We start from the raw sequence: 25,746 nt of genomic DNA, 5'->3' as shown, positions 1-25,746 counted from the left end.
AGGTCCGTGAGGCAGACTGGCGCCCGTGACGAACGCAGGCTGGTACCCCGACCCCGCTGGCGCTCCCGACACCTACCGGTACTGGGACGGCCAGTCGTGGAGCCAGATGACCACCACGCAGCCGCCCTCCGGCGCTGCTCCCGAGCAGGCGCGACCGGTGGACCCGGGCCCCGCCCCGAGCGCGCCCACGCAGGTGCCGCCGGGTGCCTACGGCGCCGTACCACCCACCCCCCAGCAGCCGCAGCAGCCCTATGGTCAGCAGCCGGGCCAGCCGGGCCAGCAGTACGGCCAGTACGGCCAGCAGCCGGGTCAGCAGTACGGCCAGCCGCAGCCGTGGAGCCCGACCCCTCAGCAGGGCGGCAACGGCGGTGGCAACGGCAAGACGATCGGGATCGTGATCGCCGGTGTCCTGGTGCTCGTCCTGATCGGCATCGGCGGCTTCTTCGGAGTCCGCGCGCTGACCGGTGACGACGACGGGGACAAGAAGGCGGACGATCCCACCTCGGAGCCGACCGACGGCAGCGACCCGACCGACGGCACCGACGGCACCGACGACCCGACCGACGTCCCCACCAACCCGGTCGAGCCCACCGGGATCCAGTGCACCGGCGGTTCCCCGGAGGCGAAGGACCCGGGCGCGTCCCCCACGACCATCGCCGGCGGCGGGCTCACCATCCCGGTGCCCACGGGCTACACGGTCGACGTCCGGTTCTCGGCGCCGCACAGCTTCGCTGACGCCATCCTGGTGGCCTACAAGCCGGTGGACGACAGCTGGATCACGGAGTTCGCCGTCGGTGGCCTGCCGCAGAGCAACGGCTTCGACGACCTCGCCGACGCGGCCGAGGTCATCATGAAGTGCCTGACCGCGAACGACCAGATCTATGAGGGCTTCTCGGAGCGCAAGGACCTGGCCAGCGAGGAGATCACGGTCGACGGCAAGCCCGCCTACCGGATCACCTCCGAGATCAGGGTGGACAACCCCGAGGTCACCGCCGAGGGTGACGTCACCTCCGTGGTCGTCGTCGACACCGGCGACCCGGCGTCGTACGGCCTGTTCCTGGGTGTGGCAACGATCGGTGACCCGGCCAGCATCGCGCTCGTCGACAGCCAGATCGACGCCATCAAGGTCGGCTGACGATTCGCGGTAGTCCCGGGTCAAAAGCACCGCTCGTCGGCGTGTCGCGGTGCTTTTGACCCGGGACTACCGCAGCCCGGTCTGGACGCCGGGGACAACGGGACTGGACAGCACGCGCTACCGTGATCGGCCGTAAGACCGGTTCGTCCCCGAGGACGTCCCGTAGAGCGTTGAGTGGAGAAGGTCCCTGTGGCACACAAGTTGGTGATCGTCGAGTCGCCGGCCAAGGCCCGCACCATCGGCGGGTACCTCGGCGACGGCTTCGTCGTCGAGTCCTCCATCGGCCACATCCGTGACCTCCCGAACAACGCGGCCGACACCCCGGCGAAGATCAAGGACAAGCCGTGGGGTCGCCTGGCGATCGACGTCGAGAACGGCTTCGAGCCCTACTACGTCGTTCCACGGGACAAGAAGTCCCACATCTCCAAGCTCAAGAGCCTGCTCAAGGACGCCGACGAGCTCTTCCTCGCCACCGATGAGGACCGTGAGGGAGAGGCCATCGCCTGGCACCTCCTCGACGAGCTGAAGCCGAAGAACATCCCGGTCAAGCGGATGGTGTTCCACGAGATCACCAAGGCCGCCATCCAGGAGGCCGCCGCCAACCCGCGCGAGCTCGACATGGACCTCGTCGAGGCCCAGGAGACGCGACGCATCCTGGACCGCCTCTACGGCTACGAGGTCTCGCCGGTCCTGTGGCGCAAGGTCATGTCCGGGCTGTCCGCGGGCCGCGTGCAGTCCGTGGCGACCCGCCTCGTGGTCGACAAGGAAAAGGAGCGGATGGCCTTCAAGGTCGCCTCCTACTGGGACCTCGAGGGCACCTTCGACGCCGGCTCGAAGCACGACCAGCGGATCTTCCCCGCCAAGGTCCACTCGATCGACGGCACCCGCGTCGCCAGCGGGTCAAACTTCGGCCAGGACGGCCAGCTCAAGGGCAAGGCGGAGGTCGTCCACCTGGACCGCCAGCGGGCCGAGGCACTCGTGTCCGCCCTCTCCGACAGCACGTACGACGTCCGGTCGGTCGAGTCGAAGCCGTACCGCCGCTCGCCGTACGCCCCCTTCCGCACCACCACCCTCCAGCAGGAGGCGAGCCGCAAGCTCGGCATGAGCGCGTCGGTGACGATGAGCGTCGCCCAGCGGCTCTACGAGAACGGGTTCATCACCTACATGCGAACCGACAGCACCACGCTGTCGGGCAGCGCCGTGGGCGCGGCGCGCACGCAGGTCGCCGAGCTCTACGGCAGCGAGTACCTCCCCGACGAGCCGCGCACCTACGCCAGCAAGGTCAAGAACGCGCAGGAGGCCCACGAGGCGATCCGTCCGGCCGGTGAGTCGTTCCGGACCCCCGCGCAGACCGGCCTGACCGGCGAGCAGTTCCGCCTCTACGAGCTGATCTGGATGCGCACGGTCGCCTCCCAGATGAAGGACGCCGTCGGGCAGTCCGTCTCGATCCGCATCGGTGGGCGCGCGTCCTCCGGTGAGGACGTCGTGTTCTCCGCCTCGGGTCGCGTGATCACCTTCCACGGGTTCCTCAAGGCCTACGTCGAGGGCACCGACGACTCGGCGTCGACCAAGGACGACCAGGAGACCCGGCTCCCGAACCTGCAGGAGGGCGACGCGGTCTCCGCGGCCTCGCTGTCCGCGAACGGTCACGAGACCAAGCCGCCGGCCCGCTACACCGAGGCCACCCTGATCAAGGAGCTCGAGGAGCGCGAGATCGGCCGCCCGTCGACGTACGCGTCGATCATCGGGACGATCCTCAACCGCGGCTACGTCTACAAGAAGGGCACCGCCCTGGTGCCGGCGTGGATCGCGTTCTCGGTCGTCCGCCTGCTGACCGAGCACTTCACGCGGCTCATCGACTACGACTTCACCGCCAGCATGGAGACCGTCCTCGACGACATCGCCCGCGGCGAGAAGAGTCGGGTCAACGAGCTGACCGAGTTCTACTACGGCTCCGAGCGGCTGGCCGGTCTGCAGCGCCTGGTCACCGAGCTCGGCGACATCGACGCCAAGGAGCTGGCGACCTTCCCGGTCGGCACGGCCGAGGACGGCATCGACCTGCGCGTCGGCAAGTACGGCCCCTACCTCGAGGGCCCCGACGACGGCGCCGGGACGCGCGTGCGCGCCAACGTGCCCGACGACCTGCCGCCCGACGAGCTCACCGTCGAGAAGGCCCTCGAGCTGCTGGCCAACCCGGCCGGTGAGGAGATCGACCTCGGCGTGCACCCGGAGACCGGACTGCAGGTCGTGGCGAAGAACGGCCGGTTCGGCCCCTACGTCACCGAGGTCCTGCCCGAGGACGCACCGAAGAACGCCAAGGCCCGCACCGGCTCGCTGTTCAAGTCGATGTCCCTCGACACGGTCACCCTGGACGACGCGATGAAGCTGATCTCGCTGCCCCGCGTGGTCGGTGCCGGCGAGGACGGCGAGGAGATCACCGCCCAGAACGGCCGCTACGGTCCGTACCTCAAGAAGGGCACCGACTCCCGCTCGCTCGTCAGCGAGGACCAGATCTTCGGGATCTCGCTCGACGAGGCGCTGAAGATCTACGCCCAGCCCAAGCAGCGCGGTCGCGCCGCTGCGGCCCCGCCGCTCAAGGAGCTCGGCAACGACCCGGTCTCCGGCCAGCCGATCGTGGTGAAGGCCGGCCGGTTCGGCGAGTACGTCACCGACGGCGAGTACAACGCCACCCTCCGCAAGGACGACTCGGTCGAGGCGGTCACCCTCGAGCGGGCCGCCGAGCTGCTCGCCGAGCGCCGCGCCAAGGGTCCGGCGAAGAAGGCAGCCAAGAAGGGCGCGAAGAAGGCCCCCGCGAAGAAGGCCGCCGCCAAGAAGACCGCCGCGAAGAAGACGGCTGCCAAGAAGGCTCCGGCCAAGAAGGCCGCCAAGAAGTCCTGATCGCTCCGACGCGGGTGCTCCCAAGGAAACCTTGTGAGCACCCAGTCGGGACCTCGTTCCGCCAGTGCCGCAGGCACGGCACGGTGGGAACGTGAACAGCTACGGGCCCCACTGGTACGCCGCCGTCATGGGCACCGGCATCGTCGCGATCGCGCTGTCGGCGCCGCCGGTGACGCTGCCCGGTGCGGCTTCCGCGGCGACGGTGTTCTGGCTGCTCGACCTCGCGCTCCTCGCCGTCGTTGCGCTTGTGGGGTGGCGTGCCTGGCGGGCGGCCCGTCGTACGGGCGGACCGCTGCTCGGCCATCTGCACGATCCCGTCCTCGCACACTCGTACGGCGCCGTGGCGATGGGCCTGATGACGGCCGGCGCAGCGACGGGCGCGGTCGGTGGCCGCTGGCTCGGTGGGGGAGCACTGGCGATCGAGGTCGTGCTGTGGGTCGCGGGGACCGTGATCGGACTGGTGACCGCGCTCGTGGTGCCGTACTGCGCCATCACGCTCCACGACGTCCGCGCCGACAGCGCCTTCGGCGGCTGGCTGATGCCCGTCGTACCCCCGATGGTGAGCGCCGCCACGGGCACCGTCCTGCTCGGCCACCTGCCCGCCGGTGAGGCGCGGGCGACGGTCTTCGTGCTGCTCTGCGCGGGCTTCGGGATCGCGCTGGTCGCGACCTTCCTGATCCTGCCGGCGGTGTGGCAGCGGGTCCTCCGGCACGGCGCCGGCGAGGCCCGCACAGTGCCGACGCTGTGGATCGTGCTCGGTCCGCTCGGCCAGTCGATCACCGCCGCCCACCACCTGACTGTGGCGGCGCCGGTGGCGCTGCCCGGACAGGACCCCGACCTGCTGCGGGCGGTCTTCCTCGTCTTCGCGTTGCCGGTCTGCGGCTTCGCGCTCCTGTGGCTCGCGCTGGCGGCTGCCCTGACCGTCCGCCAGCTGCGTGCCGGTCTGCCCTTCGCGCCGACCTGGTGGTCCTTCACGTTCCCGATCGGGACCATGGTGACGGGGACGACGGCCCTGGCCACCGCGACCGACCTGCGACTGTTCGCGGGACTCGCCACGGTGCTGCTGGTCGGGCTGCTCGCGGCATGGACCGTGGTCGCCGCAGCCACCCTCCGGGCGGTCCGTGCCGCCCGCCGAACCCGACCCGCGCGCGACAACCCTCGGGCCCGTCTCGTAGGTTCACTTCCGTGACCTCCGCCCCGATCGAGCGCTGGCCCGGCCAGTACGCCCCCGCCGGTGCCTTCATCTGCTTCGAGGGCGGCGAGGGCGGTGGCAAGTCGACCCAGTCCCGGCTCCTGCGCGATCGGCTCGAGGCCGACGGCTACCGCGCGCTGCTGACCTTCGAGCCCGGCGACACCCCGGTCGGCAAGGAGATGCGGCGGATCGTGCTCAGCCCGGAGACCGGCGAGCTGGCCCACAAGACGGAGTTCCTGCTCTACCTCGCCGACAAGTCCGAGCACATCGAGACGCTCGTCCAGCCAGCGCTGGCCCGGGGCGAGGTCGTGATCACCGACCGGTACGTCGACTCGACCCTCGCCTACCAGGGTGCCGGGCGCGCGCTCGACGCCGGTGAGCTGGAGGAGGTGGCCCGGTGGGCGACCGGCGACCTCCGCCCGCACCTCACCGTGGTGCTCGACCTGGAGCCGTCGGCGGGGCTGGCCCGGTTCGAGGGACGCGACCGGATCGAGGGCGAGTCCCTGGACTTCCACCAGCGCGTGCGTGCCTCGTTCCTCGAGCTCGCCGCCCGCGACCCCGAGCACTACCTCGTCCTCGACGCCCGTGCCCCGATCGAGGAGATCGCCGCCGCGATCGCGGAGCGGGTGGCGCCCCTGCTCGGGCAGGCGACGCGCGGATGACGGTCTGGGACACCCTCGTCGGGCAGCGCCCCACGGTGGAGGCGCTGCAGAGGGCGGCCGCGGGCCAGGGAATGACCCACGCCTGGCTGTTCACCGGTCCGCCGGGGTCCGGCCGGTCCAACGCGGCGATCGCGTTCTCCGCGGCGCTGCAGTGCCCCGACCGCGGTTCCGGGCCGGAGTGCCCCTCGGGTTGCCATGCCTGTCACACGGTCCTGGCGGGGAGCCACGCCGACGTGTCGGTGATCCGCACCCAGAAGCTCTCCATCGGTGTCGACGAGGTCCGCAGCCTGGTGCGCAGCGCCTCGCTGAGCCCGATGGGCGACCGGTGGCAGATCCTGGTGGTCGAGGACGCCGACCGGCTGACCGACCAGGCCTGCAACGCGCTGCTGAAGGCGATCGAGGAGCCCAACGGCCGCACCGTGTGGATGCTCTGCGCGCCGACCGTGGAGGACGTCCTGCCGACGATCCGCTCCCGCTGCCGGCTGGTCACCCTGGCCACCCCGACCACCGTCGAGGTCGCCGGATTCCTGGCCGCCCGCGGTGTCGAGGAGCCGCTGGCGACGTACGCCGCGCGCGCGAGCCAGGGCCACATCGGCCGGGCTCGCGCCCTGGCGTTCGACGAGGCAGTGCGCACGCGTCGTCAGGAGGTCGTCTCGATGCCGGCCCGGATGACCAGCCTGGGCCGCTGCATGGACGCCGCCAGCCGCCTGGCGAGCACCGCCAAGGACGAGGCCGATGCGATCACCGCCGAGCTCGACTCCCAGGAGAAGGCGGACCTCGACACGGCGTACGGCGTGGTGGAGCGGGGCCGCCGTCCGCGGGAGTACGGACCCGCGCTCGCTGCCCTGGAGAAGGCGCAGCGCACACGAGCCAAGAGGCGCCACCTCGACGTGGTCGACCGCGGACTGACCGACATGGTGTCGGTCTACCGCGACGCCATCGCCGTGGCCAGCGGAGCGCCCGGCGCCCTGGTCAACGAGGACATCCGGGACCAGGTGGAGTCGATCGTCGAGACCTCCACGCCGGAGCTCAACCTGCGTCGGATTGGTTGGATCTTCGCCGCGCGGGAACAGATGCTGGAGTTCAACGTGCCGGTGGCCTTGGCCCTGGAGTCGATGATGGTGGCACTGAAGGCACCACAGCGTTGAGGATCACCGTCACCACCGTGGAGAGGACGACCCCGTGAAGAAGAAGCTGATCATCGCCGTGAGCGTGATCTGGGCCCTGGTGCTCGTTGGCGCGATCGGCATCGGGGTGGTCGTGCTCACCGGTGGCGACGACGACGAGCCGAAGAAGGCCGACAACACCGACGCTCCGAGCCAGGGCGTCGAGCCCGGTGCCGAGGACCTCGACAGCTTCTACGAGCAGGAGCTCAGCTGGTCCGAGTGCGGCGCCAACGAGTGCTCGACCCTCGAGGTGCCGGTCAGCTATGAGGACTTGTCCATCGGCACGATCGAGCTCGCGCTCGAGCGGGCGAAGGCCACCGGTGACCGGATCGGCTCGCTCGTGGTCAACCCCGGCGGCCCCGGCGCCGGCGGCACCTACCTCGCCGAGCAGGCCGAGGGCTACTTCGCGGAGCCGCTGCGCGCTGCCTACGACATCGTCGGCTTCGATCCTCGCGGCACCGGTGACTCCTCCCCGGTCGACTGCCTGACCGACGACGAGCTCGACGCCTACATCGCGGCCGACCCCGACCCGGACACCCCGGAGGAGGTCCAGACGGGCGAGGAGAACTCAACGGAGTTCTGGGCCGGTTGCAAGGCCAAGTCCGGCGACGTCGGCGCCCACGTCAGCACCGTCGAGGCGGCGCGCGACATGGACGTGCTGCGGGCCGCCCTGGGTGAGGACGAGCTGGACTACCTCGGCTTCTCCTACGGCACCCGCCTCGGCGCGACGTACGCCGAGCTCTACCCCGACAAGACCGGTCGCCTGGTCCTCGACGGCGCGATCGACCCGTCCCTGGACACCCGCAACGGCTCGCTCAGCCAGGCCAAGGGCTTCGAGACCGCCCTGCGCTCCTACATCCAGGACTGCGTGGACGGCGGCAACTGCTTCCTCGGCGGCACGGTCGACGCCGGGCTGACGACGATCAAGGACCTGCTGGGTGAGATCGAGAAGGCGCCGCTGAAGACCAGCGACGGCGAGGGTCGCGAGCTCACGGTCGGACTGGCCTTCTACGGCCTGATCACGCCGCTCTACAGCGAGGACAACTGGACCTACCTCGACTCCGGTCTCAAGGAGGCGCTCGACGGCAACGGCGACACCCTGCTGCTGCTCTCGGACTTCTACGGCTCGCGTGAGGGCGGCAAGTACACCGACAACAGCCTCGAGGCGATCTCGGTCATCAACTGCCTGGACGACCCGACCTCGATCAGCGCCGACGAGGTGCCCGCCCAGTTCGCCGACTTCGAGAAGGCCTCCCCGACGTTCGGCAGGGTCTTCGCGTGGGGACTGACGGCGTGCCACGGCATCCCGTTCACCTCGACCGACGAGCCCGACCTCGAGATCGACGGCTCGGGCGCCGCCCCGATCGTGGTGCTCGGTACGACCCGCGACCCCGCGACGCCGTACGAAGAGGCCGTGGCGATGGCCGAGCAGCTCGAGTCCGGCGTCCTGGTCAGCCGCGACGGCGACGGTCACACCGCCTACAACAAGGGCAACAGCTGCGTCGACGACGCGGTCCACGGCTACCTGATCGACGGCACGGTGCCGAAGGACGGGCTCGACTGCTGAGTCGGTCCCCTCAGACGGGTTCGAGGATCGCCTGGATCCGCTGCGTGGCGAGCTCGATCATCAGCTGCGCGGCGGGCGACAGGGTGGCGCCCGTGCGGTGCACGATCGCCATCGTGTCGTAGAGCCGCGGGCGCAGGGACACCCAGCCGGCATTCGGCGCGAGCCGGGGGAGCAGCTGCAGGGCGGCGCCCTTGTTGGTCACCGTGTCGGCCAGGCCGCGCCCGACCAGCTCGACTGCGGTCTCGATGTCCTCGACCTCGATCCGGGTGGTGGGGTTGTAGCCGGCTTCGTGGAGCATGCGGCGCAGCACGATCCGGGCGGAGTCCGAGTCGCGCCAGGTGGTCTCGGGCATCACCAGCCTGGCTTCGGAGAGCTGCTTCGCGGTGACGGGCGAGGTCAGTCGGGAGGGATCGGCCGAGATGTAGACGAGCTCGTCGCGCGCTATCGGCGTGATCGACATGCCTTCGCTCTCGATGCCGGCGACGGCGATCATCGCGACCTCGAGCCGGCCACGGCGCAGGTTCTCCTGCACCTCGCGTGAGTGCTGCCCGACCAGCTCGACGCGGACCCCGGGGTGGCGCTCGAGCACGTCGGCGACGAGCCCGGCGCCGCCGTACAGGCGTGCGACGCCGAACATCCCGAACCTGATCGTGCCGGTCTCCAGCGACTTGATGCTCGCGACCGCTCGCTGTGCCTCGTCGGAGGCGGCCAGAACCTTCTCGGCGTGCGGACGGAAGGTGTCGGCGGCCGTGGTGGGGATGACGCCGCGACCGACGCGGCGGAAGAGCGGGACGCCGAGCGACTTCTCCAGGTTGCGGATCTGCTCGGAGACCGAGGGCTGCGCGTAGCCGAGCTCCTCGGCTGCCCGGGTGAGCGAGCGGTGCTCGTAGGTCGCGAGGAAGCAGGTGAGCTGGTGCAGTGACAACATCGGGAGACCCCGCTCACATTCATAGGTATTGCCTAGGGATTGAACTGGAAAGAGAGGCTACCCCTTGAGATCGGTTCGACGGAGGATGGAGGCAGTAGAAGTCCCGATCCCTCGAAGGAGGCTCCGCCGTGTTCACCCACACCTGCTCCGCCTGTCACAGGCGCGAGCTCATCTTCCCCAGCCAGATCACCGCCCTGGACACCACCGAACGCGGCATCGTGGTCCGCTTCACCTGCTGGTGTGACGCCGAGCAGACGATGGTGAGCGGGATCGACGCCGCCGCGCCAACCGAGGCTCCTGTCGTCACGCCGGCTGTCGCCGCCTGACCCACCCCGGATTGGCACCGTGGCGCCGACGCTCGGTATGCTTCCGCGGTCGCCGACGCCATGGCGTCGACGTACGCCGCCTTAGCTCAGTCGGTAGAGCGAGTCACTCGTAATGACTAGGTCGTCAGTTCGATTCTGACAGGCGGCTCTGACGATGAAGCCCTGATCTGCGGGAACGCAGATCAGGGCTTCCGACATTTTCGCATGGACTCCGGCGTCAGAGCGTGAACCACGTGACCAGGAGGCCACCGGTGCAGTGCTGGCAGCTGGCGATCGTGCCGCCCCGATGCTTGATGTGGGCGAGCAGACCGTCGAGCTCTGCCTTGGTCGTGGTCGAGGTGTGCCAGGTCATGACCGGCCTCCCTTCTGGTGGGGTGCTCGGTGGTGAGCACCCTTCGAGGGTGCGCCTGGAGAGGGCCGAATGCGCCCTCCCCAGGGAGGAATGTCGTACGCCCTTCGGAGCAGGGTGAGGCGCACTGTCGGAGTCCACAGTCGCTTCGAGCGACGTCGTGGCATCGACCGCGGGTGCACGTCAGATTGGAGTGGTGACCTCAGGACTCTTCCCCATCGATCCCCGGATCCGCCCGCTTGCCGGTGCGCACAACCTGCGTGACCTCGGGGGCCTGCGAACCGACTCGGGCGACATCGTTCGCACGGGCCGGATCTTCCGCAGCGACTACCCACTCTTCGTGGACGCGGATGTCGAAGGCACCCGGGAGCTGGGCCTCCGGACTGTGGTCGATCTCCGGCGTGCCAACGAGGTGTCGGTCGAGTGCGTGGATTGGCCCGCTCTCGGCGTCGCCTGCGAGCGCTGGCCGCTGTCGGCCGGGAGGGAGAGCTCGTGGCGAGCCCGGTACCCGGCCTATCTCGAGCACCGTCCCGAGACCGTGGTGGGGGCGGTCCGGGCCGTGATGCGTCCTGAGGCCCACGCCGTGCTCTTCCACTGTGCGGCGGGCAAGGACCGGACGGGGGTGGTGGCGGCGCTCCTCCTGTCGTTGCTCGGCGTCGCGGACGACGACATCGTCGACGACTATGTGCTCTCGGCGGCCAGTGTCGAGCCGGTGATCACGCGTCTGAACGGCATCGATCTCTACGCCACGATGCTGGCGGACAGCTCGGTCCGGGACCAGGAGCCGAAGGCTGAGTACCTGCACGGACTGCTCGAGTGGCTCGGCGGGCACGGTGGCGCCGAAGCCTGGTTGGTGGAGCGAGGGACGCCGGCGGTTGAGGTCGATGGCTTCCGCGCGGCAATGCTGATGACCGGCGGAGGAGGCGAGTCCCTTGATTAAACGGTCAGACCATTCTAATCTCAGAGCATTGTTGTACGTCGTGCCGCGTGCCGAGAGGGAGACGATGATGGTTGCTCCGGTCCGATCCGAGAGGGATCGTGCGCGGCCGCGCCGTGGTCCGGGCGCCGCTGCACTCGTCGGTACCGATGCCGTCCCCTACTCCGACGCCGAGATCCGCCAGCGTCATGACGACCTCTCCCGTCGCTACGCCACCGAGATGAGGCTCTCCGCTGTCGTCGCCTCCGGCGGCGGGATCGCCGGGCTCGTGCAGGCGACGGCCGAGATGACTGCCAACCCGGTCTGGTTGATCGACCCGCAACACCGGGTCGTGTCCCGGTCGGGCAGTGCCCGCGGTTCCGACTTCCGGGCTCCGGACGTCGATCACCTGGTGGCGCAGCACGGCCCCGCCGACCTGGAGTGCGGCCGCCCGCTGATCGTGAGTGCGCAGCCGGTCCTGGGCATCGAGCGCCGCCATCTCCTCATGCCTGTCCGTCGTGACGACTGCCTGTTCGCCTGGCTGGTGATCGCCGAGGTGTCGGTCCGACTCGGATCTGAGGACGCCGCACTCCTGTGCCGGGCCGCCTTCCACCTCGCCAGTGAGTACGCCGTCCAACGCCGCGTCGCGAGGGCCTCGTGGAACGCCCGGGCAACCCTGGCCCGACAGTTGGTCCGCGGGCACACGCGCGACGACGACATCGCCGACGCCGCCGAATACCTCGGTGTCCAGGCCTCCGCCGATCGGGTCCTCGTCTACATCGCTGACGCTCCCGGAGCGGAGCCCCGTGACGAGGAGGAGCTGTCGGCCAGGGTGGCCGCCGACCTCGGTGTCGAGGTGCTCGCCACCCGTGGCCGCGAAGGCATGATCCTGCTGGTCGAGGCGCCGGACCTGCAGGGGAACGTGTCCTTCGTCCACGAGGTCAAGGGTGCGATGCGGCGCCTGTTGGCCGCGATCGGTGACCCCGACGCCATCGTGGGAGTCTCTGGAGTCACCCGACCCGCGGCTCTGCAGCGGGCGTACCGCGAGACCCGCGAGGTGGTGCTCTGCGTCGATCGTTTCGCGCGCACCAGTGAGCGGGTCATCGCTGTCGACGACCTGGGGCCTGCCCGCCTCTTCGTCGCCAACGGCGATCTGGGCGCCGTCCGCCGCTACGTCCAGGACGTCGTCGGCCCCCTGCTCGACGGCGGCCCCGGCAAGGCCGATCTCCTGCGCACCCTTCAGTGCTTCTTCGACACCGGGCGGAGCGTCCGGGAGTCCGCTGCCCGGCTGGGCATCCACGAGAACACCGTGCGGTTGCGGCTGGCCAAGGTGCACGACCTCACGGGCCTCGACGTCGCTTCCGACGCGAACGACCAGCTCTCGGCGCAGACAGCACTTCTGGTCCTGCGACTCGACGGACATCCGGTGATTCCCTCCTTCGGCGAGAGCCACGTGGCCGATCACAAGACCGACCGGGGAAGGGATTCGGCATGAAGCGGCGTCGTGCCCTGGTGACCGGGGCCGGTCGGGAGGGCGGCATCGGGCAGGCGATCGTCCGGCGGCTGACCGCCGACGGCTTCGAGGTCGTCACCCTGGACAAGGAGCCGGGCTGCACCTGGCAGGTCGACATCGCCCGGGATGAACTGCCGGACTTCGGCGAGATCGACGTCTACGTCGCCAACGCCGCGATCACCACGCTGATCGGCTCGGCCCACAACTTCTCCATGGACAAGTGGCAGCTCGACCTCGACGTCAACCTCACCGGCACGTTCCGCGTGCTCCAGCACTGCCTGCGCGGAATGCGGGAGCGCGGCTACGGCCGGATCGTCGTCATCTCCAGCACCGCCGGGACGCAGGGCATGCCGGCCCAGGTGTCGTACGCCACCACCAAGGCCGGGCTGATCGGGATGGTCAAGACCGTCGCCGCGGAGAACGTCCGCACCGGAGTCACCGCCAACTGCGTGCTCCCCGGCATGACGGCATCCTCGGGCATCCTGGGCATGCCCGACGACGTCAAGGAAGCCTGGCTCGAGAGCCTGCCCAACGGCTTCGTCGCGCCGGACGACATCGCCAACGGCGTTGCCTTCTTCGCCAGCGAGACGTCCGGAATGGTCACGGGCCAGCTGATGACGGTCGACGGCGGCGACGAGCTCAACACCCGCTCGGTCACGTCCTCGGCCGCACGCCGCTGATGCGCGGGCTGGTCGTCCGCGAGACCACCGGCCCGGCGGCCGTCGCCCTGGCCGACGACCTGCCCGAGCCCGAGGGTGCGCATCCCTGGGCCGAGGGTGAACGTCTACTCGTTGAGGTGCGCGCCGCCGCCGTGTCCTTCCCGGACCTGCTCCAGAGCCGGGGTGCCTATCAGCACGGGGTTCCGGCGCCGTACGTCACCGGCGGCGAGTACGCCGGCGTGGTGCTCGAGGCGCCGCCGGGCTCCCGGTTCCTTCCCGGCGACCGGGTGGCCGGGTTCTGCGTCTGGGGCGCTGCCGCCGAGCGCGTGCTCGCAATCCCGCGCTACACGGTACGGATCCCCGATGCACTGTCCTGGATCGAGGGCGCGGCCTTCTTCCTCAACTACGCGACGGCCTGGTTCACCCTGGAACGAGCGGGCTTCCGCGACACGGAGTCCGTCCTGGTTCATGGAGCTGCCGGCGGGGTCGGCACCGCGACCCTCGACCTCCTCCGGGGACGTGCGAAGCCAGCCATCGCCGTCGTCTCCTCGGAGGCGAAGGCCGACGTCGCCGTCAGGTGCGGCGCAGACGTCGTGCTGCGCACCGATGAGCCGTGGTCGGAGCAGGCGCGGGAGCGGACCGGTGGCGTCGATGTCGTCGTCGACACTGTCGGCGGCGACCGCTTCACCGACTCGCTCCGCGCTCTCGACGTGGGAGGGCGCCTGATGGTCGTCGGCTTCGCCGAGGGATCGATCCCGGAGGTCAAGGTGAACCGTCTCCTGTTGCGCAACCTCAGCGTCATGGGCGTCGCCCTGGATCCGTGGCAGCAGCGCTTTCCGGACCATGGCTCCCGGTTGGTCGATGCCCTCGAGAGCGCGGCACAGGACGGTCGCGTCCGGCCGTACGTCGGCCACCGACTGTCGCTGGCGGACGGAGCCGATGCTCTCGGGATCCTCGACCGCCGGGAGGCCCACGGCAAGGTCGTCATCGAGATCTCGGCCTGAGCTGGCTCACAGCAACAGGACACCGCCGTCGACCGGAATGCTCGCGCCGGTGATGTAGGCCGAGGCGTCACTGGCCAGGAAGACCGCGGTGCTGGCGATCTCGACAGGATCCCCTAGGCGTCCGGCGGGGACCCGGGCGTCGATGATCGCCTGCTGGTAGCGCGGGCTGTAGTGAGCGGTCGCCTCGGTGAGGAACACGCCGGGCAGGATGGCGTTGACCCGGATGCCACGTTCGCCCCACTGGGCAGCGAGGTCGCGCGTCATCCCGAGCACGCCTGCCTTGGCGGCGCTGTAGCCGGCTGCGGGCATCTTCGCGGTGGTCAGAGCCATGACGCTCGAGAGGTTCACGACGGAGCTGCCCGGCGGCATCACGCGTCCGGCGGCCTGAGCCATCCAGTAGGAGCCGAACAGGTTCACGTCCACGACCTTGCGGAAGTGTTCCGGCGGATCGTCGGTTGCGGCGTGGTAGTCGCCGCCGATGCCGGCGTTGTTGACCAGGACGTCGCACCCACCGAGGTCCTCCACCGCAGCAGCGACCAGCCGATCGCAGTCGCCGACGTCGGTCACGTCGGTCTCGACGGCGACGCACCGCCGCCCCATCGCCTCGATGCGCGCCTTCGTCTCGCCGAGCATCTCGAGGCGGCGGGCGCCGATGGCAACGTCTGCACCGGCCGCGGCGAGGCCCTGGGCGATCGCGACACCGAGACCGCTCGAGGCACCTGTCACGACGGCGACCTTGCCGTCGAGCCGGAACCGTCGCTGCCACGCGGATGAGGTGTAGGCGTTCGGTCCCAGGTCCGTGTCCATGGTCCGGTTCTACCCGGGTCGGACCATGGACGCGGACCCGCGCCGCGCCCTCATGGTGTGGGCCTCTCCACCGTCGCGGCGCGGAGGCGTTGTCGACTCCGTCGGGTGACAGCAGGGTGGACGAATGCAGGAGAACAGCGTGGAGGACCTGATCCAGCGCGTCGCCACCGTCGCCCGGCGGACGTGGCCCGACGCTCGATTGGGCGAGGTCCACCGCCTCGAGGGGGGCGTCTCGAGCCTCACCTTCGCATCCACCCTCCTGCGGGAGGACGGAGAACTCCCGATCGTTCTCAAGGTCGCGCCGGCCGGGCTCGCTCCGGTGCGCAACCGTGACGTGCTCCGGCAGGCAAGGCTGCTCGATCGGCTGGACGGCCTGATCGGCTTCCCTGTCCCAGCGGTGGTCTTCGACGACGGTGGCGACCCACCCGCTGTGCCTCCACTGTTCGCGATGACGAAGTGTCCGGGCGAGGCCTACGAGCCGTTGCTCGACCTCTCCGAGGCGCCCCCCGGCCCGGACGTCGTACGACGCAGGATGCTGGCGGCGGCCGAGGCGCTCGGCAGGCTCCAGGCCGAGACGCCCCACTCGCTCGGGCTCGACGACGAGCCGGTCGTCGGCGTCGAGGAGGAGCTGGCGCGCTGGCACCGACTGTTCGCCACCGTTGATGCCGACATCGCGCCGGGCCACCAGGAGCTGCACGCCCGGCTGGCGGAGCATCCCCCCGTCGGCATCGCGCCGCGCCTGCTGCACGGGGACTACCGACTGGCCAACATGCTGTTCAGCGGTCCCGATCTCTCGGCGGTCATCGACTGGGAGATCTGGTCGGTCGGCGACCCGCGCACCGATCTCGCGTGGCTCCTGATGCACCTGGCACCCGCGCACGTCTTCCACGCGGAGCGGTCGGCCGCCGACCTCGCTGCCGGCGACCGGATGCCCTCGCGCGAGGAGATGGTGGAGGCATACGCCGACAGCCGCATCGCCCAGGGCGCGACCGACGAGGAGGTCGAGTCGGCACAGCAGGAGCTCGCCTGGTTCGAGGCAGTGTGCCACTACAAGGTCGCCGCCACGGTCGCCGTGATCCACAAGCGCGAGCGCAAGCGCGACCTGCCGGACCCCAAGATCACCGTCGCGGCCCGCCACCTCGAGGCCGTCCTGGCGGCTGGGCACGAAGCGCTGGACGACTGACGGGCAGGGGGCGGCGGATCAGCGCACCGTCACGACGACCTTGCCCACGGATCCTCGCTCGTCGAGACTCGCGAGTGCGTCGGCGGCCTGCTCCATCGGGAAGAGTCCGCCGATCGCGGGTGTGAGTCGACCCGCGTCGAGCAGTGACTGCACGCCGCGACGCACCCGCTCCAGCGTCCCGGGGTGCTCGGTCTCCATCACATCCATCGTGATGCCGGTCAGGGTGAGGTTGCGCAGCAGCAGCCGGTTCATCTTCAGCTCCGGGATGCTGCCGCCCGCGAAGCCCACGATGACGCCGCGCCCGCCGATCCGCAGCGAGCGAACCGTGTCGAGGAAGCCGTCGCCGCCCACCATGTCGACGAACACCTCCACCCCACGTCCGCCCGTCAGTGCACGGACTTCGGCCAGCCAGTCCCCGTCAGAGCGGACGACGTGCGTGGCGCCAGCCTCGCGGGCCACCTTCTCCTTCGCGTCGCTGGAGACCAGTGCGATCGTGGAGACACCGAACGCCTCGCCGAGGTCGAGCACGCAGGTGCCGACGCCACCGGCGGCGCCGGTGACCAGGACGGTCTCGCCCGCCTTCGCCCCGGCCCGATCGAGGGCGTACCAGGCGGTCGAGTAGTTCATGTAGATGGCGGCGCCCTCGGCGTACGACATCGAGTCAGGCAGCCTGACCAGGTAGTCGTCGATGGCCAGTGCCTGCTCGGCCATCGCGCCCTGCCAGACGATGCCGGCGACCCGGTCGCCCGCCGTGAGCCAGGAGTCCTCCGGCGCCTCGACGACCTCACCGGAGAGCTCCGAGCCACAGACGTACGGCGCGTCGACGCCGGCCTGGTAGCGACCCCACGTCTGGAGCGGATCGATGAAGGACAGCCCGACGGCGTGCACGTCGACGAGCACCCGCCTCCCATCGGCCCGCCGGTGGGCACCGGCCGGGGCGGGGATGTCATGGACGGCCGCTGAACGGGGTCCGTCGAGGGTCTCGATGACTACTGCGCGCATGGGGTTTCTCCTGGGAGGTCAGTCGAAGTAGGCGAAGAGGGACTCGGCCACGCAGGCCGGCTTGTCCTGTCCCTCGATCTCGAAGTGCTGTCGGGTCCGGAAGATCGAGCCACCCTCGAGGGGTTCGTGCGCGAGCAGGTCCAGGGACATCCGGAGCCGGGAGCCGACCTTGACGGGCGAGATCCAGCGCACCTTGTCGTAGCCGTAGTTGAGCGCCAGCGAATGGCCGTTCATCTCGAGGACCTCGTACTGGAACTTCGGTCCGAGGGAGAGCGTGAACAGGCCGTGCGCGATGGTGACACCGAAGGGGGTCGCTGCCGCGCGATCGGGGTCGACATGGATCCGTTCCCAGTCCTCGGTGGCGTCGGCAAAGGCCTGGATCCGCTCCTGCGTGATCTCGTGCCACGAGCTCGTGCCGAGCCTCTCGCCCACCAGTGCGCGCAGTTCGTCCACGGCGTTGAGGGTTCTCATGTCCGCATCGTCGCCCGCCGAGCCGCGGTGCGCGACGGTCCGTGGGAACGGAGGTGGAGATCCCCACAGCGGGGTGCCGTGCGATCGGCGCGGGTCGGGAGCATCCGGCCTAGCGTCGGCGATCCGCGAACCACAGCTAGGGAGCATCCCCATGGACTGGTCGATCCCCGAGGACATCACCTCGTTCATCGCCGACCTCGACACCTTCATCGACACCTCGATCAAGCCGATCGAGGAAGCCAACCCGGAGTACTTCGACCACCGGCGCGAGTTCTCCCGCACTGATGTCGAGCGCGGTGGCATCCCGACGCGACGGTGGCGCGAGATCATGCACGAGGCACGAGTGCTGGCCGACAAGGCCGGGTTCTACCGTTACCCGTTGCCCCAGGCGCTGGGTGGGCAGGACGGCTCGAACGTCGCGATGGCCGTCATCCGCGAGCACCTGGCCCGCCGTGGTCCGGGTCTGCACGCGGAACTCAGCCACGAGGCGTCGATGGTCGCCAACGTCCCGCTGGCTCTGGTGCTCCACGAGTACGGCACCCCTGAGCAGAAGGCGCTCTACCTCGAGCGACTGGTCTCCGGAGACATGGAGATGGCGTTCGGCCTGACCGAGCCGAATCACGGCAGCGACGCGACCTGGCTGGAGACCCGCGCAGTCCGCGACGGCGATGACTGGATCATCACGGGTGCCAAGCGCTGGAACAGCGTGGTCGACGTGGCCGAGATCGACCTCGTCTTCGCCCGCACCAGCGGTGAGGACGGCAAGGCCGAGGGGATCTCCGCCTTCTTGGTCCCGACCAACGCCGAGGGCTTCGAGGTTCCGTTCTACTGGTGGACCTTCAACATGCCGACGGACCACGCCGAGGTGAACCTCAACGGGGTCCGGGTCCCGAATGCGGCGATGATCGGCGAGGAGGGCCGCGGCCTGGACTGCGCCCAGCTCTTCGTGCACGAGAACCGCATCCGGCAGGCCGCCAGCTCCCTCGGCGCTGCGCAGTTCTGCATCGACCGGGCGGTCGAGTACACCGAGGAGCGGCGGCTCTTCGGCCAGCAGATGCGCGACTACCAGGGCATCCAGTGGCAGCTGGTCGAGCTGCAGACCGAGGCCGAGCTGGTCCGCAACACCATCGCCAAGGTCGCCTGGGAGATGGACGTGCACGGCAAGACCGCAGTGAGCGACAAGGTCTCGATGGTCAACGTCCGGGGCAACAGACTGGCCTGCGATGCGGCGGACCGGGCGATGCAGATCCACGGAGGCGTCGGCTACAGCAGGCACCAGCCGTTCGAGCACATCTACCGCCACCACCGGCGCTACCGCATCACTGAAGGCTCCGATGAGCTGCAGTACCGACGGATCGCAGCCGGCATGTGGGACTTCCGCTCAGGCCGCTGAGCCGGCGCCGTCCACCCCGCGGGTGACCAGGTCGAGGATCAGGTCGGCGACCTGCGGGGTGGACAGCACCCGATCCGGCCAGCCGGCGACCGAGAACACCAGGCCGAGACAGCCCTGGGTCGTGGCCGCCACCGTGGTGTCGTCCAGGTGCGGATGGGCGCGGGCGACCAGTGCCTCCCACTGGCGGGTGTACTGCGCGCGGCGGCGGGTGAAGGACTTCGCCCACGGCTCGACCAAGGACCGGACCTCGCGCTGGTACAGCGTGATCAGGGGTCGGTTCGCGAGGGCGAACTCGACGTGGTGGCGCAGGGCCCGGTGGAGGTCGCGCACCGGGTCGTCCTCGACGGGCGCGGTCGCGCCGAGCAGCTCGTCCATCGCTTGATCCAGCAGGGTCGCGAGGATCTCGTCCTTGCCGGAGAAGTAGCGGTACAACGACGGTCCGCTCAGGCCGGAGCGGGTGCCGAGCTCGTCCATCCCGACCCCGTGGAAGCCCTTCTCGTGGAACGCGAGGGCAGCGGCGTCAAGAATCCGTCGGTCCCGCGGCACGAAGGGAGACTACCATGGTGCGGAACGATCGTTCACGAATGTCAGTCGACGCGGCGGGACAGGCCGCGTCGGGCAAGGTGGGACCCATGGACACCGACAGGTCCGCAGCGTCGCGGCGTCGCGGTGCGCTCGCTGAGCGCGGTCGGGCAGCGCACGCCGCTGCCGTCGACCTGCTCTGGGAGCTCGCCGTCCTCGAGCGGCTCGAGTACGCCGACGAGGTGGCGCAGGTCGCGTCCGCAGACCTGCGCACGCTGGACGGACAGCTCGCGATCCTGGGAGGAATCCTCCGTGAGTGCCTCATCGACCCGGAGCGACCTCCGGCGCCGCCAGAGGTGGCGTTGGTGAGTCAGGTCCTGCACGAGGTCCACGCCGTGCGGTTTGCCGTCCATGACCACCTGGGGCACGAGCGGCTGCGCCGGCTCGACCAGCTCGACCGTGGCCTGGCGCGACTGCGACCGGTCACCGACCAGGACGAGCTGCTGGAGATGGTCTGTGCTGCGGCGGCCGAGGCGGGTGGCTTCGAGAGGGTGATGCTGTCCCGGGTCGAGGACGACACGTGGCGTCCGTGGCGCAGCCATGCGACGAGCATCGGCGACACCGAGCTCACGTTCCGTGACTGGATCCGCGAAGTGCCCAGGATCGAGCTGTCACACATGTTGCTGGAGAGCGAGCTCGTTCGGCGCCGCGAGCCGGCGATCGTGGCTCGCGCTGCGGAGGACCCTCGGGTGTACGGACCGATGGCGCGCGCGTCCGACCTCACGTCGTACGTCGCGGCGCCGATCCTCTCGGGTGAGCGAGTCATCGGGCTCCTGCACGCTGACCACCGTGGTGTGGAGATGACCGAGCTCGACCGCGACATGCTGTGGTTCTTCGCCATCGGCTTCGCGCAGGTCTTCGAGCGGGCTGTGCTGCTCGAGCGCCTCCGTGAGCAGCGGGAGCAGGTGCGAGCGGCCATGCGCGGCGTCGAGTCGGTGCTCGAGGAACTGGCCTCGCACACGATCGACCTGGTGACGAGGGACGAGGCGACGTCGATCGGCATCACCCGCCCGGCACGACCCGTCGAGCTCGAGCGCCCGCGAGTGCTCGAGACACTGCTGACCGTGCGAGAGCTCGAGGTGCTCGGGCTGATGGCGACGGGTGCGACCAATGACCGCATCGCCCAGCGTCTGGTGATCGCCACCGGGACGGTGAAGTCCCACGTCAAGCAGATCCTGCGCAAGCTGCGCGTCGAGAACCGGGCCGAGGCGATCTCCCAGTACCTCCGGCTGACGATCGGTGCACGGGAGGACTGACCCACAGTGGCCGTTGCCTATTCGGTCTGACCATTGTAATGTCGGGACCAGTTATCGGTCGCCGAATCTTCCTGCGACGGCCGACCCATCGGCCGACCACAGGAGAAGGCATGGATCTCGCTGACGCCCCCGACGAGGCAGCCTTCCGCACCCGTGTGCGCGCGTGGCTCGCCGATGCCCTGCCCCAGCTGTCGTGGCCCGAGCCGCCCGGCCTGGAGGAGAAGGTGCCGTTCTGGCGGCAGTGGCAGCAGATGCTCTGTGACGCTGACCTGGCAGGCCTCACCTGGCCGAAGGAGTACGGCGGCCAGGGCCTGGATGAGCGGATGCGCGCGATCTTCGGTGAGGAGTGCGATCTCGCCGGTGCTCCCGAACGACTGAACATCATCGGCGAGGACTTCTGCGGACCGACCATCGCGCACTTCGGCACCGACGAGCAGAAGGCACGTCTGCTGAAGCCGATCCTCGCGGGCGAGGAGATCTGGTGCCAGCTCTTCTCCGAGCCCGGCGCCGGCTCCGACCTGGCCAGTCTGCGGACCAAGGCGGTCAAGGTCGACGGCGGGTGGCGGATCACCGGCCAGAAGATCTGGACCAGCCGAGCCCAGATCGCCGCTCACGCGATCCTCCTGGCGAGGACGGGCGGCAACGACCCGGACAAGGCCCGACACAAGGGCATCACGTTTTTCCTGCTGCCGATGGACAGCGACGGTGTCACGGTGCGTCCGCTCCAGCACATGCTGGGTGAGGCGGAGTTCAACGAGGTCTTTCTTGACGACGTCTTCGTGCCGGACGAGTACGTCGTCGGCGAGGTCGACGGTGGCTGGAAGATCACCATGGGCACGCTGGCCTTCGAGCGGGTGGCGATCGCCACCGGTCGGGTCAACACGACGAAGGCCGTGACCGAGGTCGTGGCGGACATCCGGGGCATGCAGGACGACTCCGGCCGTCCCCTCGGCGCTGACCCGAGGGTGCGCCAAAAGGTTGCCGACCTGTGGTCGCGCGCGCTGATCCACAAGACGATCGGCCAGCGCGTCGTCAGCGGCGCCGCTGCCGGTGCGCCCCCGGGGCCGGTCACCTCGATCGGGAAGCTCTACTTCTGCCCGCTCGTGGAGGACCTCGCGGACTTCCGGCTGTCCCTCGCTCCTCTCGGTGGTCAGTTCGACCTCTCCGAGGCAGACGACGAGCTCGGTGCGACCAAGGCCTGGCTCCGACTGGCCAACCAGAGCCGTGGGACCGCCATCGCCGGCGGCTCGACCTACATCCAGCGCAACATCGCCGCCGAGCGCATCCTCGGCATGCCCCGTTCCAAGTGAGAGGTGACGTCGTGAGTTCGAAGATCTTCAACAGTGCGGCTGAGGCACTGGCCGGTCAGCTGAGTGACGGCATGGTCGTCGCTGCCGGCGGCTTCGGTCTGTGCGGTGTGCCGGTCGACCTGATCATGGCCCTGCGCGACTCGAACGCGAAGGACCTCACGGTCATCGGCAACAACGTCGGTTGCGACGACCACGGCATGTGGCACGTGCTCGCCAACGGCCAGATCAAGAAGGTCATCCTGTCCTTCGCCGGCGACAACAAGATTCTCGCCCAGGCCTTCATGAGCAACGAGATCGACATCGAGTTCAACCCGCAGGGCACGCTGGCCGAGCGCCTCCGCGCCGGCGGCGCGGGCATTCCGGCCTTCTTCACCCGCACGGGCTACGGCACGATCATCGCGGAGGGCAAGGAGACGCGGCAGTTCCCGAACCCGGACGGCACGCTCGACTGGTTCGTCATGGAGAGCGGGCTCACTGCTGACATCTCCCTGGTGAAGGCCTGGAAGGCCGACACCGAGGGCAACCTCGTCTATCGCAAGACGGCGCGCAACTTCAATCCGATGATCGCCAGCGCCGGTCGCCTCACCATCGCTGAGGTCGAGGAGATCGTTCCCGTCGGCTCCCTCGACCCGGATTCGGTCCACACCCCCGGCATCTTCGTCGACCGCATCGTCGCCTCGACCATGCGGGAGAAGCACATCGAGCGCCCGACCACGCGTCCGCGTGCCACGAAGGAGACCGTGTAATGCCCTGGAACCGTGACGAGATGGCCGCGCGCGCCGCAGGGGAACTGCGCGACGGCTACTACGTGAACCTGGGGATCGGCATCCCCACCCTGGTGGCGAACATGGTGCCCGAGGGGATGACGGTGACGCTGCAGTCCGAGAACGGACTCCTGGGCATCGGGCCGTTCCCGTACGAGGGTGAGCTGGACCCGGATCTCATCAACGCCGGCAAGCAGACCATCACCGATCTGCCGGGATCCAGCTACTTCTCCAGCGCCGACTCCTTCGGAATGATCCGCGGTGGCCACGTCCACCTGTCCATCCTCGGTGGCATGGAGGTCTCGCAGAACGGCGACCTCGCGAACTGGATGGTGCCCGGCAAGATGATCAAGGGCATGGGCGGTGCGATGGACCTGGTGGCCGGTGTCCGCCGCATCGTCGTGGTGATGGATCACTGCGACAAGACGGGCGACTCGAAGTTCAAGTCCGAGTGCACGCTGCCGCTGACCGGCAAGGGCGTGGTCGACATGCTGATCACCGATCTCGGCGTGTTCGAGATCGACCGTCGTGGCGACAGCGGCGCGACGCTGCTGGAGATCGCGCCGGGAGTGTCGCTCGACGAGATCCGGGCCAAGACCCAGGCCGAGTTCGCGCTCGGCCCGGGCGTGCGGTGAGCGTTCAGTCCCCGGGGACGTCGATCGCGGTGCGGTCCTCGACCTCGAGCACCGCGGAGGCGTACTCGTGGACGTGTTTGGTCATCCGTCGGCCGGCTGCCGCCACGTCTCGCTTGCGGATCGCCTCGGTGATGTTGCGGTGGGCCTGCAGGGTCGTCTTTCGGACCTCGGCGTTGATGAAGCCCTGGTTGTCGGTGGCGGCGTAGATGGCACGCGACAGGGCGCCCATGAAGCCCGTCAGCAGCTCGTTGTGGGATGCGACGGCAACGGCGACGTGCCAGTCGACGTTGGCCTGGAGGAAGTCGGCGAGTGGACCTTCGAGCGCGATGGCGTCGTTGGCGCGGTCGAGTGCGACCAGGTCCGCGTCGGTGCGGTACTTCGCGGCGAGCTGCGCGCACGCCGGCTCCACGGCCTCGCGGGTCTCGAGCAGCGCGGCGAGGCGGACCTGTCGGCCGCGGATCAGCAGGCTGACCGTGCTGGCGATCGATTCCTCGCCCGGTCGCTTCACGAAGGCGCCGCCGGAACGGCCGGTGCGGATCTGCACCAGGCCCTGGACCTCGAGGATGCGCAGCGCCTCACGGACAGTCGTCCGGCTCATCCGGGTCTGCGCGACGAGCTCGCGCTCGGGCGGCAGAGCGGTGCCCTCGGGGAAGTCGCCACGCAGGATCCGCTCGCGCAGGTCGTCGGCGAGGACGTCGGAGGCCTTCGGGACCTGCATGGGCGAGAGCTGTACGTCCGCCCTGATGCTGCCGGAGGCCGGCGCCGCGTTCGTGGAGTCAGTCATTTCCCACCGTTTCTCTGCGGACCTGTCCGCTCATTTGGTCGTACCCAAACTAACAGTCGCCACGTTCGAACGGTCGAAGGCCCAGCGCGCCCGACTGGACCAACGCACAGTGGAAAGGCAGCGTCATGCAGTGGAAGTTCTCTGAAGAGCAGGAGGCCTACCGGGAGGCCCTCCGGGGTTGGCTCACCGACGTCGCCGGCTCCGACAAGGTGCGAGCCTGGCTGGGGGTCGAGGGCGGAGACGCTGACTCGGCCGGATTCGAACAGCGCTTCGTCGGTGACGGGATGGCCGGCGTCGGCGTTGCCGAGGAACTCGGCGGCCAGGGTGGAGGTGTGGTCGAGCTGGCCATCACGGCCGAGGAACTGGCCCGGGTCGCTGCCCCGAGCGCGGCCTGGCTGGCCACCGCACTCGCGGTGCCCGCACTGGAGGCACGGCCCGATCTGCTGAAGGCCGCACTCGACGGAGGCAATGCCGCGGTCGTGGTCCCGGCGGAGGTCCTGCCGGACCGGGCGCCCGCGTTCTCGGTCGACGCGGACGGTCGACTGACGGGTGTGGTGCGCCGCGTTCTCGGTGCGGAGCGGGCGGGAGTCCTCGTGGTGCTGGCCGGCACGGGGCCGTCTGCGCAGCTCCATGTCGTGGATCCGAGCGACCCTGCAGTCTCGGTGACACCGCGCGTGTTGCTCGATCGATCGCGCTCGGTTGCTGACGTACGTCTGTCGGGGGCCAGGGCCGAGGTGCTGGACGTCGACGCCGGTGCGGCGCTGTCGAGGGTCACCGAGCTCGCGGGAGTGCTGGTGGCAGCAGACGCGCTGGGTGCGATGCAGCGAATGCTGGACCTCGCGGTGGAGTACAGCGGACAGCGCCATCAGTTCGGTGTCCCGATCGGCTCCTTCCAGGCCGTCAAGCACGCAGCCGCGACCATTCTGGTCGACCTCGAAGCCGGACGCTCCGGTGTCTACTACGCGGCGGCCTCGGTCGAGGGTCGTGGTCCCGACAGCCTTCTGCATGCCGCCGCGGTCAAGGCCCAGGTCACGGCTGCCGCTGGTCGCGCGGCTGACTCGTCCCTGACGATGCACGGCGCGATCGGCTACACGTGGGAGCACGACCTCCACCTGTTCTTCAAGCGGGCGCGTCTGGACGAGCACCTCTTCGGCTCCGCGGCGGCGTGGAACGACCGCATCGCCGACGGCCTGGAACTGCTTCCGGCGACAGTGAACTCACAGTAGTTATTGGTCTAACCATTT

General features: G+C 69.5%; 25 protein-coding genes and 1 tRNA gene. 19 read left to right on the top strand and 7 right to left on the bottom strand.

Features of this window, described 5'->3' with window-relative positions:
* Nucleotides 1-25 precede the first annotated feature (25 nt).
* The 6 genes from ASE01_RS25010 (at nt 26) to ASE01_RS15165 (ending at nt 8,620) form a co-directional block, all read left to right on the top strand.
* Nucleotides 26-1,135, top strand: coding sequence for a DUF2510 domain-containing protein (locus tag ASE01_RS25010; protein ID WP_056753701.1), 1,110 nt, complete (start codon nt 26-28; stop codon nt 1,133-1,135).
* Between the two features lie 189 nt (nt 1,136-1,324).
* Nucleotides 1,325-4,033 carry a type I DNA topoisomerase gene (topA, locus tag ASE01_RS15185; RefSeq protein ID WP_056754785.1) on the top strand — a complete coding sequence of 903 codons (2,709 nt, stop codon included), beginning with the start codon at nt 1,325-1,327 and terminating at the stop codon, nt 4,031-4,033.
* A gap of 91 nt (nt 4,034-4,124) precedes the next feature.
* Nucleotides 4,125-5,222 (top strand): C4-dicarboxylate ABC transporter, encoded by a 1,098-nt coding sequence (locus ASE01_RS15180; RefSeq protein ID WP_157537372.1) that lies wholly within the window; start codon nt 4,125-4,127, stop codon nt 5,220-5,222.
* Nucleotides 5,219-5,887 (top strand): dTMP kinase, encoded by a 669-nt coding sequence (gene tmk / locus ASE01_RS15175; protein ID WP_056753699.1) that lies wholly within the window; start codon nt 5,219-5,221, stop codon nt 5,885-5,887. The genes ASE01_RS15180 and tmk overlap by 4 nt, the downstream gene beginning before the upstream one ends.
* Nucleotides 5,884-7,035, top strand: a complete 1,152-nt coding sequence (locus tag ASE01_RS15170) for a DNA polymerase III subunit delta' (protein WP_056753696.1) — start codon at nt 5,884-5,886, stop codon at nt 7,033-7,035. Before tmk ends, ASE01_RS15170 begins: the two co-directional genes overlap by 4 nt.
* A 34-nt stretch (nt 7,036-7,069) precedes the next feature.
* Complete coding sequence (locus ASE01_RS15165; protein WP_056753694.1) at nt 7,070-8,620, top strand: alpha/beta fold hydrolase; 1,551 nt, start codon at nt 7,070-7,072, stop codon at nt 8,618-8,620.
* A gap of 10 nt (nt 8,621-8,630) precedes the next feature.
* Here ASE01_RS15165 and ASE01_RS15160 read toward each other — a convergent pair whose 3' ends face one another.
* Nucleotides 8,631-9,548: a LysR family transcriptional regulator gene (locus tag ASE01_RS15160; protein ID WP_056753691.1), complete on the bottom strand. Its 918-nt coding sequence runs from the start codon at nt 9,546-9,548 to the stop codon at nt 8,631-8,633.
* Between the two features lie 128 nt (nt 9,549-9,676).
* Between ASE01_RS15160 and ASE01_RS15155 the strand changes: the two genes are divergently transcribed.
* Both ASE01_RS15155 and ASE01_RS15150 read left to right on the top strand, forming a co-directional pair.
* A complete protein-coding gene (locus ASE01_RS15155) occupies nt 9,677-9,874 on the top strand; it encodes a hypothetical protein (RefSeq protein ID WP_056753688.1) in 198 nt (65 codons plus the stop codon).
* Nucleotides 9,875-9,949: 75 nt separating this feature from the next.
* Nucleotides 9,950-10,022: transfer RNA gene (locus ASE01_RS15150), tRNA-Thr, on the top strand.
* A 69-nt stretch (nt 10,023-10,091) separates the two neighbouring features.
* Here the strand turns inward: ASE01_RS15150 and ASE01_RS25430 are convergent.
* Complete coding sequence (locus tag ASE01_RS25430) at nt 10,092-10,226, bottom strand: hypothetical protein (RefSeq protein WP_268788963.1); 135 nt, start codon at nt 10,224-10,226, stop codon at nt 10,092-10,094.
* A 193-nt stretch (nt 10,227-10,419) separates the two neighbouring features.
* On the opposite strand from ASE01_RS25430, the gene ASE01_RS15145 reads away from it, so the two are divergent.
* The 4 genes from ASE01_RS15145 to ASE01_RS15130 are packed head-to-tail and all read left to right on the top strand — an operon-like array spanning nt 10,420 to nt 14,315.
* A complete protein-coding gene (locus tag ASE01_RS15145; protein WP_162260300.1) occupies nt 10,420-11,163 on the top strand; it encodes a tyrosine-protein phosphatase in 744 nt (247 codons plus the stop codon).
* 28 nt (nt 11,164-11,191) lie between these two features.
* Complete coding sequence (locus tag ASE01_RS15140) at nt 11,192-12,634, top strand: PucR family transcriptional regulator (protein WP_157537371.1); 1,443 nt, start codon at nt 11,192-11,194, stop codon at nt 12,632-12,634.
* The gene (locus tag ASE01_RS15135; protein WP_056753678.1) at nt 12,631-13,332 is read left to right on the top strand and encodes an SDR family oxidoreductase; all 702 of its coding nucleotides are present in this window, start codon (nt 12,631-12,633) and stop codon (nt 13,330-13,332) included. The genes ASE01_RS15140 and ASE01_RS15135 overlap by 4 nt, the downstream gene beginning before the upstream one ends.
* Entirely contained in the window at nt 13,332-14,315 is a 984-nt protein-coding gene (locus tag ASE01_RS15130) for an NADPH:quinone oxidoreductase family protein (protein WP_056753675.1), read from the top strand. The genes ASE01_RS15135 and ASE01_RS15130 overlap by 1 nt, the downstream gene beginning before the upstream one ends.
* Nucleotides 14,316-14,321: 6 nt before the next feature.
* Here the strand turns inward: ASE01_RS15130 and ASE01_RS15125 are convergent, their stop codons facing one another.
* Entirely contained in the window at nt 14,322-15,122 is an 801-nt protein-coding gene (locus ASE01_RS15125; protein WP_056753671.1) for an SDR family NAD(P)-dependent oxidoreductase, read from the bottom strand.
* A 124-nt stretch (nt 15,123-15,246) separates the two neighbouring features.
* On the opposite strand from ASE01_RS15125, the gene ASE01_RS15120 reads away from it, so the two are divergent.
* On the top strand, nt 15,247-16,305 hold the full coding sequence (locus tag ASE01_RS15120) for a phosphotransferase family protein (protein WP_056753668.1): 1,059 nt from the start codon (nt 15,247-15,249) through the stop codon (nt 16,303-16,305).
* An 18-nt stretch (nt 16,306-16,323) separates the two neighbouring features.
* Here ASE01_RS15120 and ASE01_RS15115 read toward each other — a convergent pair whose 3' ends face one another.
* Nucleotides 16,324-17,307 (bottom strand): NADPH:quinone oxidoreductase family protein, encoded by a 984-nt coding sequence (locus tag ASE01_RS15115; protein WP_056753664.1) that lies wholly within the window; start codon nt 17,305-17,307, stop codon nt 16,324-16,326.
* Between the two features lie 18 nt (nt 17,308-17,325).
* A complete protein-coding gene (locus ASE01_RS15110; RefSeq protein ID WP_056753660.1) occupies nt 17,326-17,778 on the bottom strand; it encodes a MaoC family dehydratase in 453 nt (150 codons plus the stop codon).
* Between the two features lie 151 nt (nt 17,779-17,929).
* Here ASE01_RS15110 and ASE01_RS15105 point away from each other — a divergent pair, with 151 nt between their 5' ends.
* On the top strand, nt 17,930-19,171 hold the full coding sequence (locus ASE01_RS15105) for an acyl-CoA dehydrogenase family protein (protein ID WP_056753657.1): 1,242 nt from the start codon (nt 17,930-17,932) through the stop codon (nt 19,169-19,171).
* On the opposite strand, the gene ASE01_RS15100 is transcribed toward ASE01_RS15105, so the two are convergent.
* On the bottom strand, nt 19,160-19,717 hold the full coding sequence (locus ASE01_RS15100) for a TetR/AcrR family transcriptional regulator (RefSeq protein WP_056753654.1): 558 nt from the start codon (nt 19,715-19,717) through the stop codon (nt 19,160-19,162). The two genes, ASE01_RS15105 and ASE01_RS15100, sit on opposite strands and share 12 nt — an antisense overlap.
* 86 nt (nt 19,718-19,803) lie before the next feature.
* On the opposite strand from ASE01_RS15100, the gene ASE01_RS15095 reads away from it, so the two are divergent.
* The 4 genes from ASE01_RS15095 (at nt 19,804) to ASE01_RS15080 (ending at nt 23,718) form a co-directional block, all read left to right on the top strand.
* Nucleotides 19,804-21,009 carry a LuxR C-terminal-related transcriptional regulator gene (locus ASE01_RS15095; protein ID WP_162260299.1) on the top strand — a complete coding sequence of 402 codons (1,206 nt, stop codon included), beginning with the start codon at nt 19,804-19,806 and terminating at the stop codon, nt 21,007-21,009.
* Nucleotides 21,010-21,119: 110 nt separating this feature from the next.
* Nucleotides 21,120-22,319: an acyl-CoA dehydrogenase family protein gene (locus tag ASE01_RS15090; RefSeq protein ID WP_056753645.1), complete on the top strand. Its 1,200-nt coding sequence runs from the start codon at nt 21,120-21,122 to the stop codon at nt 22,317-22,319.
* Nucleotides 22,320-22,330: 11 nt separating this feature from the next.
* Complete coding sequence (locus ASE01_RS15085) at nt 22,331-23,065, top strand: CoA transferase subunit A (protein ID WP_082606076.1); 735 nt, start codon at nt 22,331-22,333, stop codon at nt 23,063-23,065.
* Nucleotides 23,065-23,718 carry a CoA transferase subunit B gene (locus tag ASE01_RS15080; protein ID WP_056753641.1) on the top strand — a complete coding sequence of 218 codons (654 nt, stop codon included), beginning with the start codon at nt 23,065-23,067 and terminating at the stop codon, nt 23,716-23,718. Before ASE01_RS15085 ends, ASE01_RS15080 begins: the two co-directional genes overlap by 1 nt.
* A gap of 4 nt (nt 23,719-23,722) precedes the next feature.
* Here ASE01_RS15080 and ASE01_RS15075 read toward each other — a convergent pair whose 3' ends face one another.
* Nucleotides 23,723-24,502, bottom strand: a complete 780-nt coding sequence (locus tag ASE01_RS15075) for a FadR/GntR family transcriptional regulator (protein ID WP_056753638.1) — start codon at nt 24,500-24,502, stop codon at nt 23,723-23,725.
* A gap of 125 nt (nt 24,503-24,627) precedes the next feature.
* Here ASE01_RS15075 and ASE01_RS15070 point away from each other — a divergent pair, with 125 nt between their 5' ends.
* A complete protein-coding gene (locus ASE01_RS15070) occupies nt 24,628-25,728 on the top strand; it encodes an acyl-CoA dehydrogenase family protein (protein WP_056753636.1) in 1,101 nt (366 codons plus the stop codon).
* Nucleotides 25,729-25,746: the final 18 nt, after the last annotated feature.

The sequence above is a fragment of the Nocardioides sp. Root190 genome, assembly GCF_001428565.1.
Taxonomy (GTDB): Bacteria; Actinomycetota; Actinomycetes; order Propionibacteriales; family Nocardioidaceae; genus Nocardioides.
Note: the sequence above shows the minus strand (reverse complement) of the source record. Positions and strands in the feature narration are given on the sequence as shown.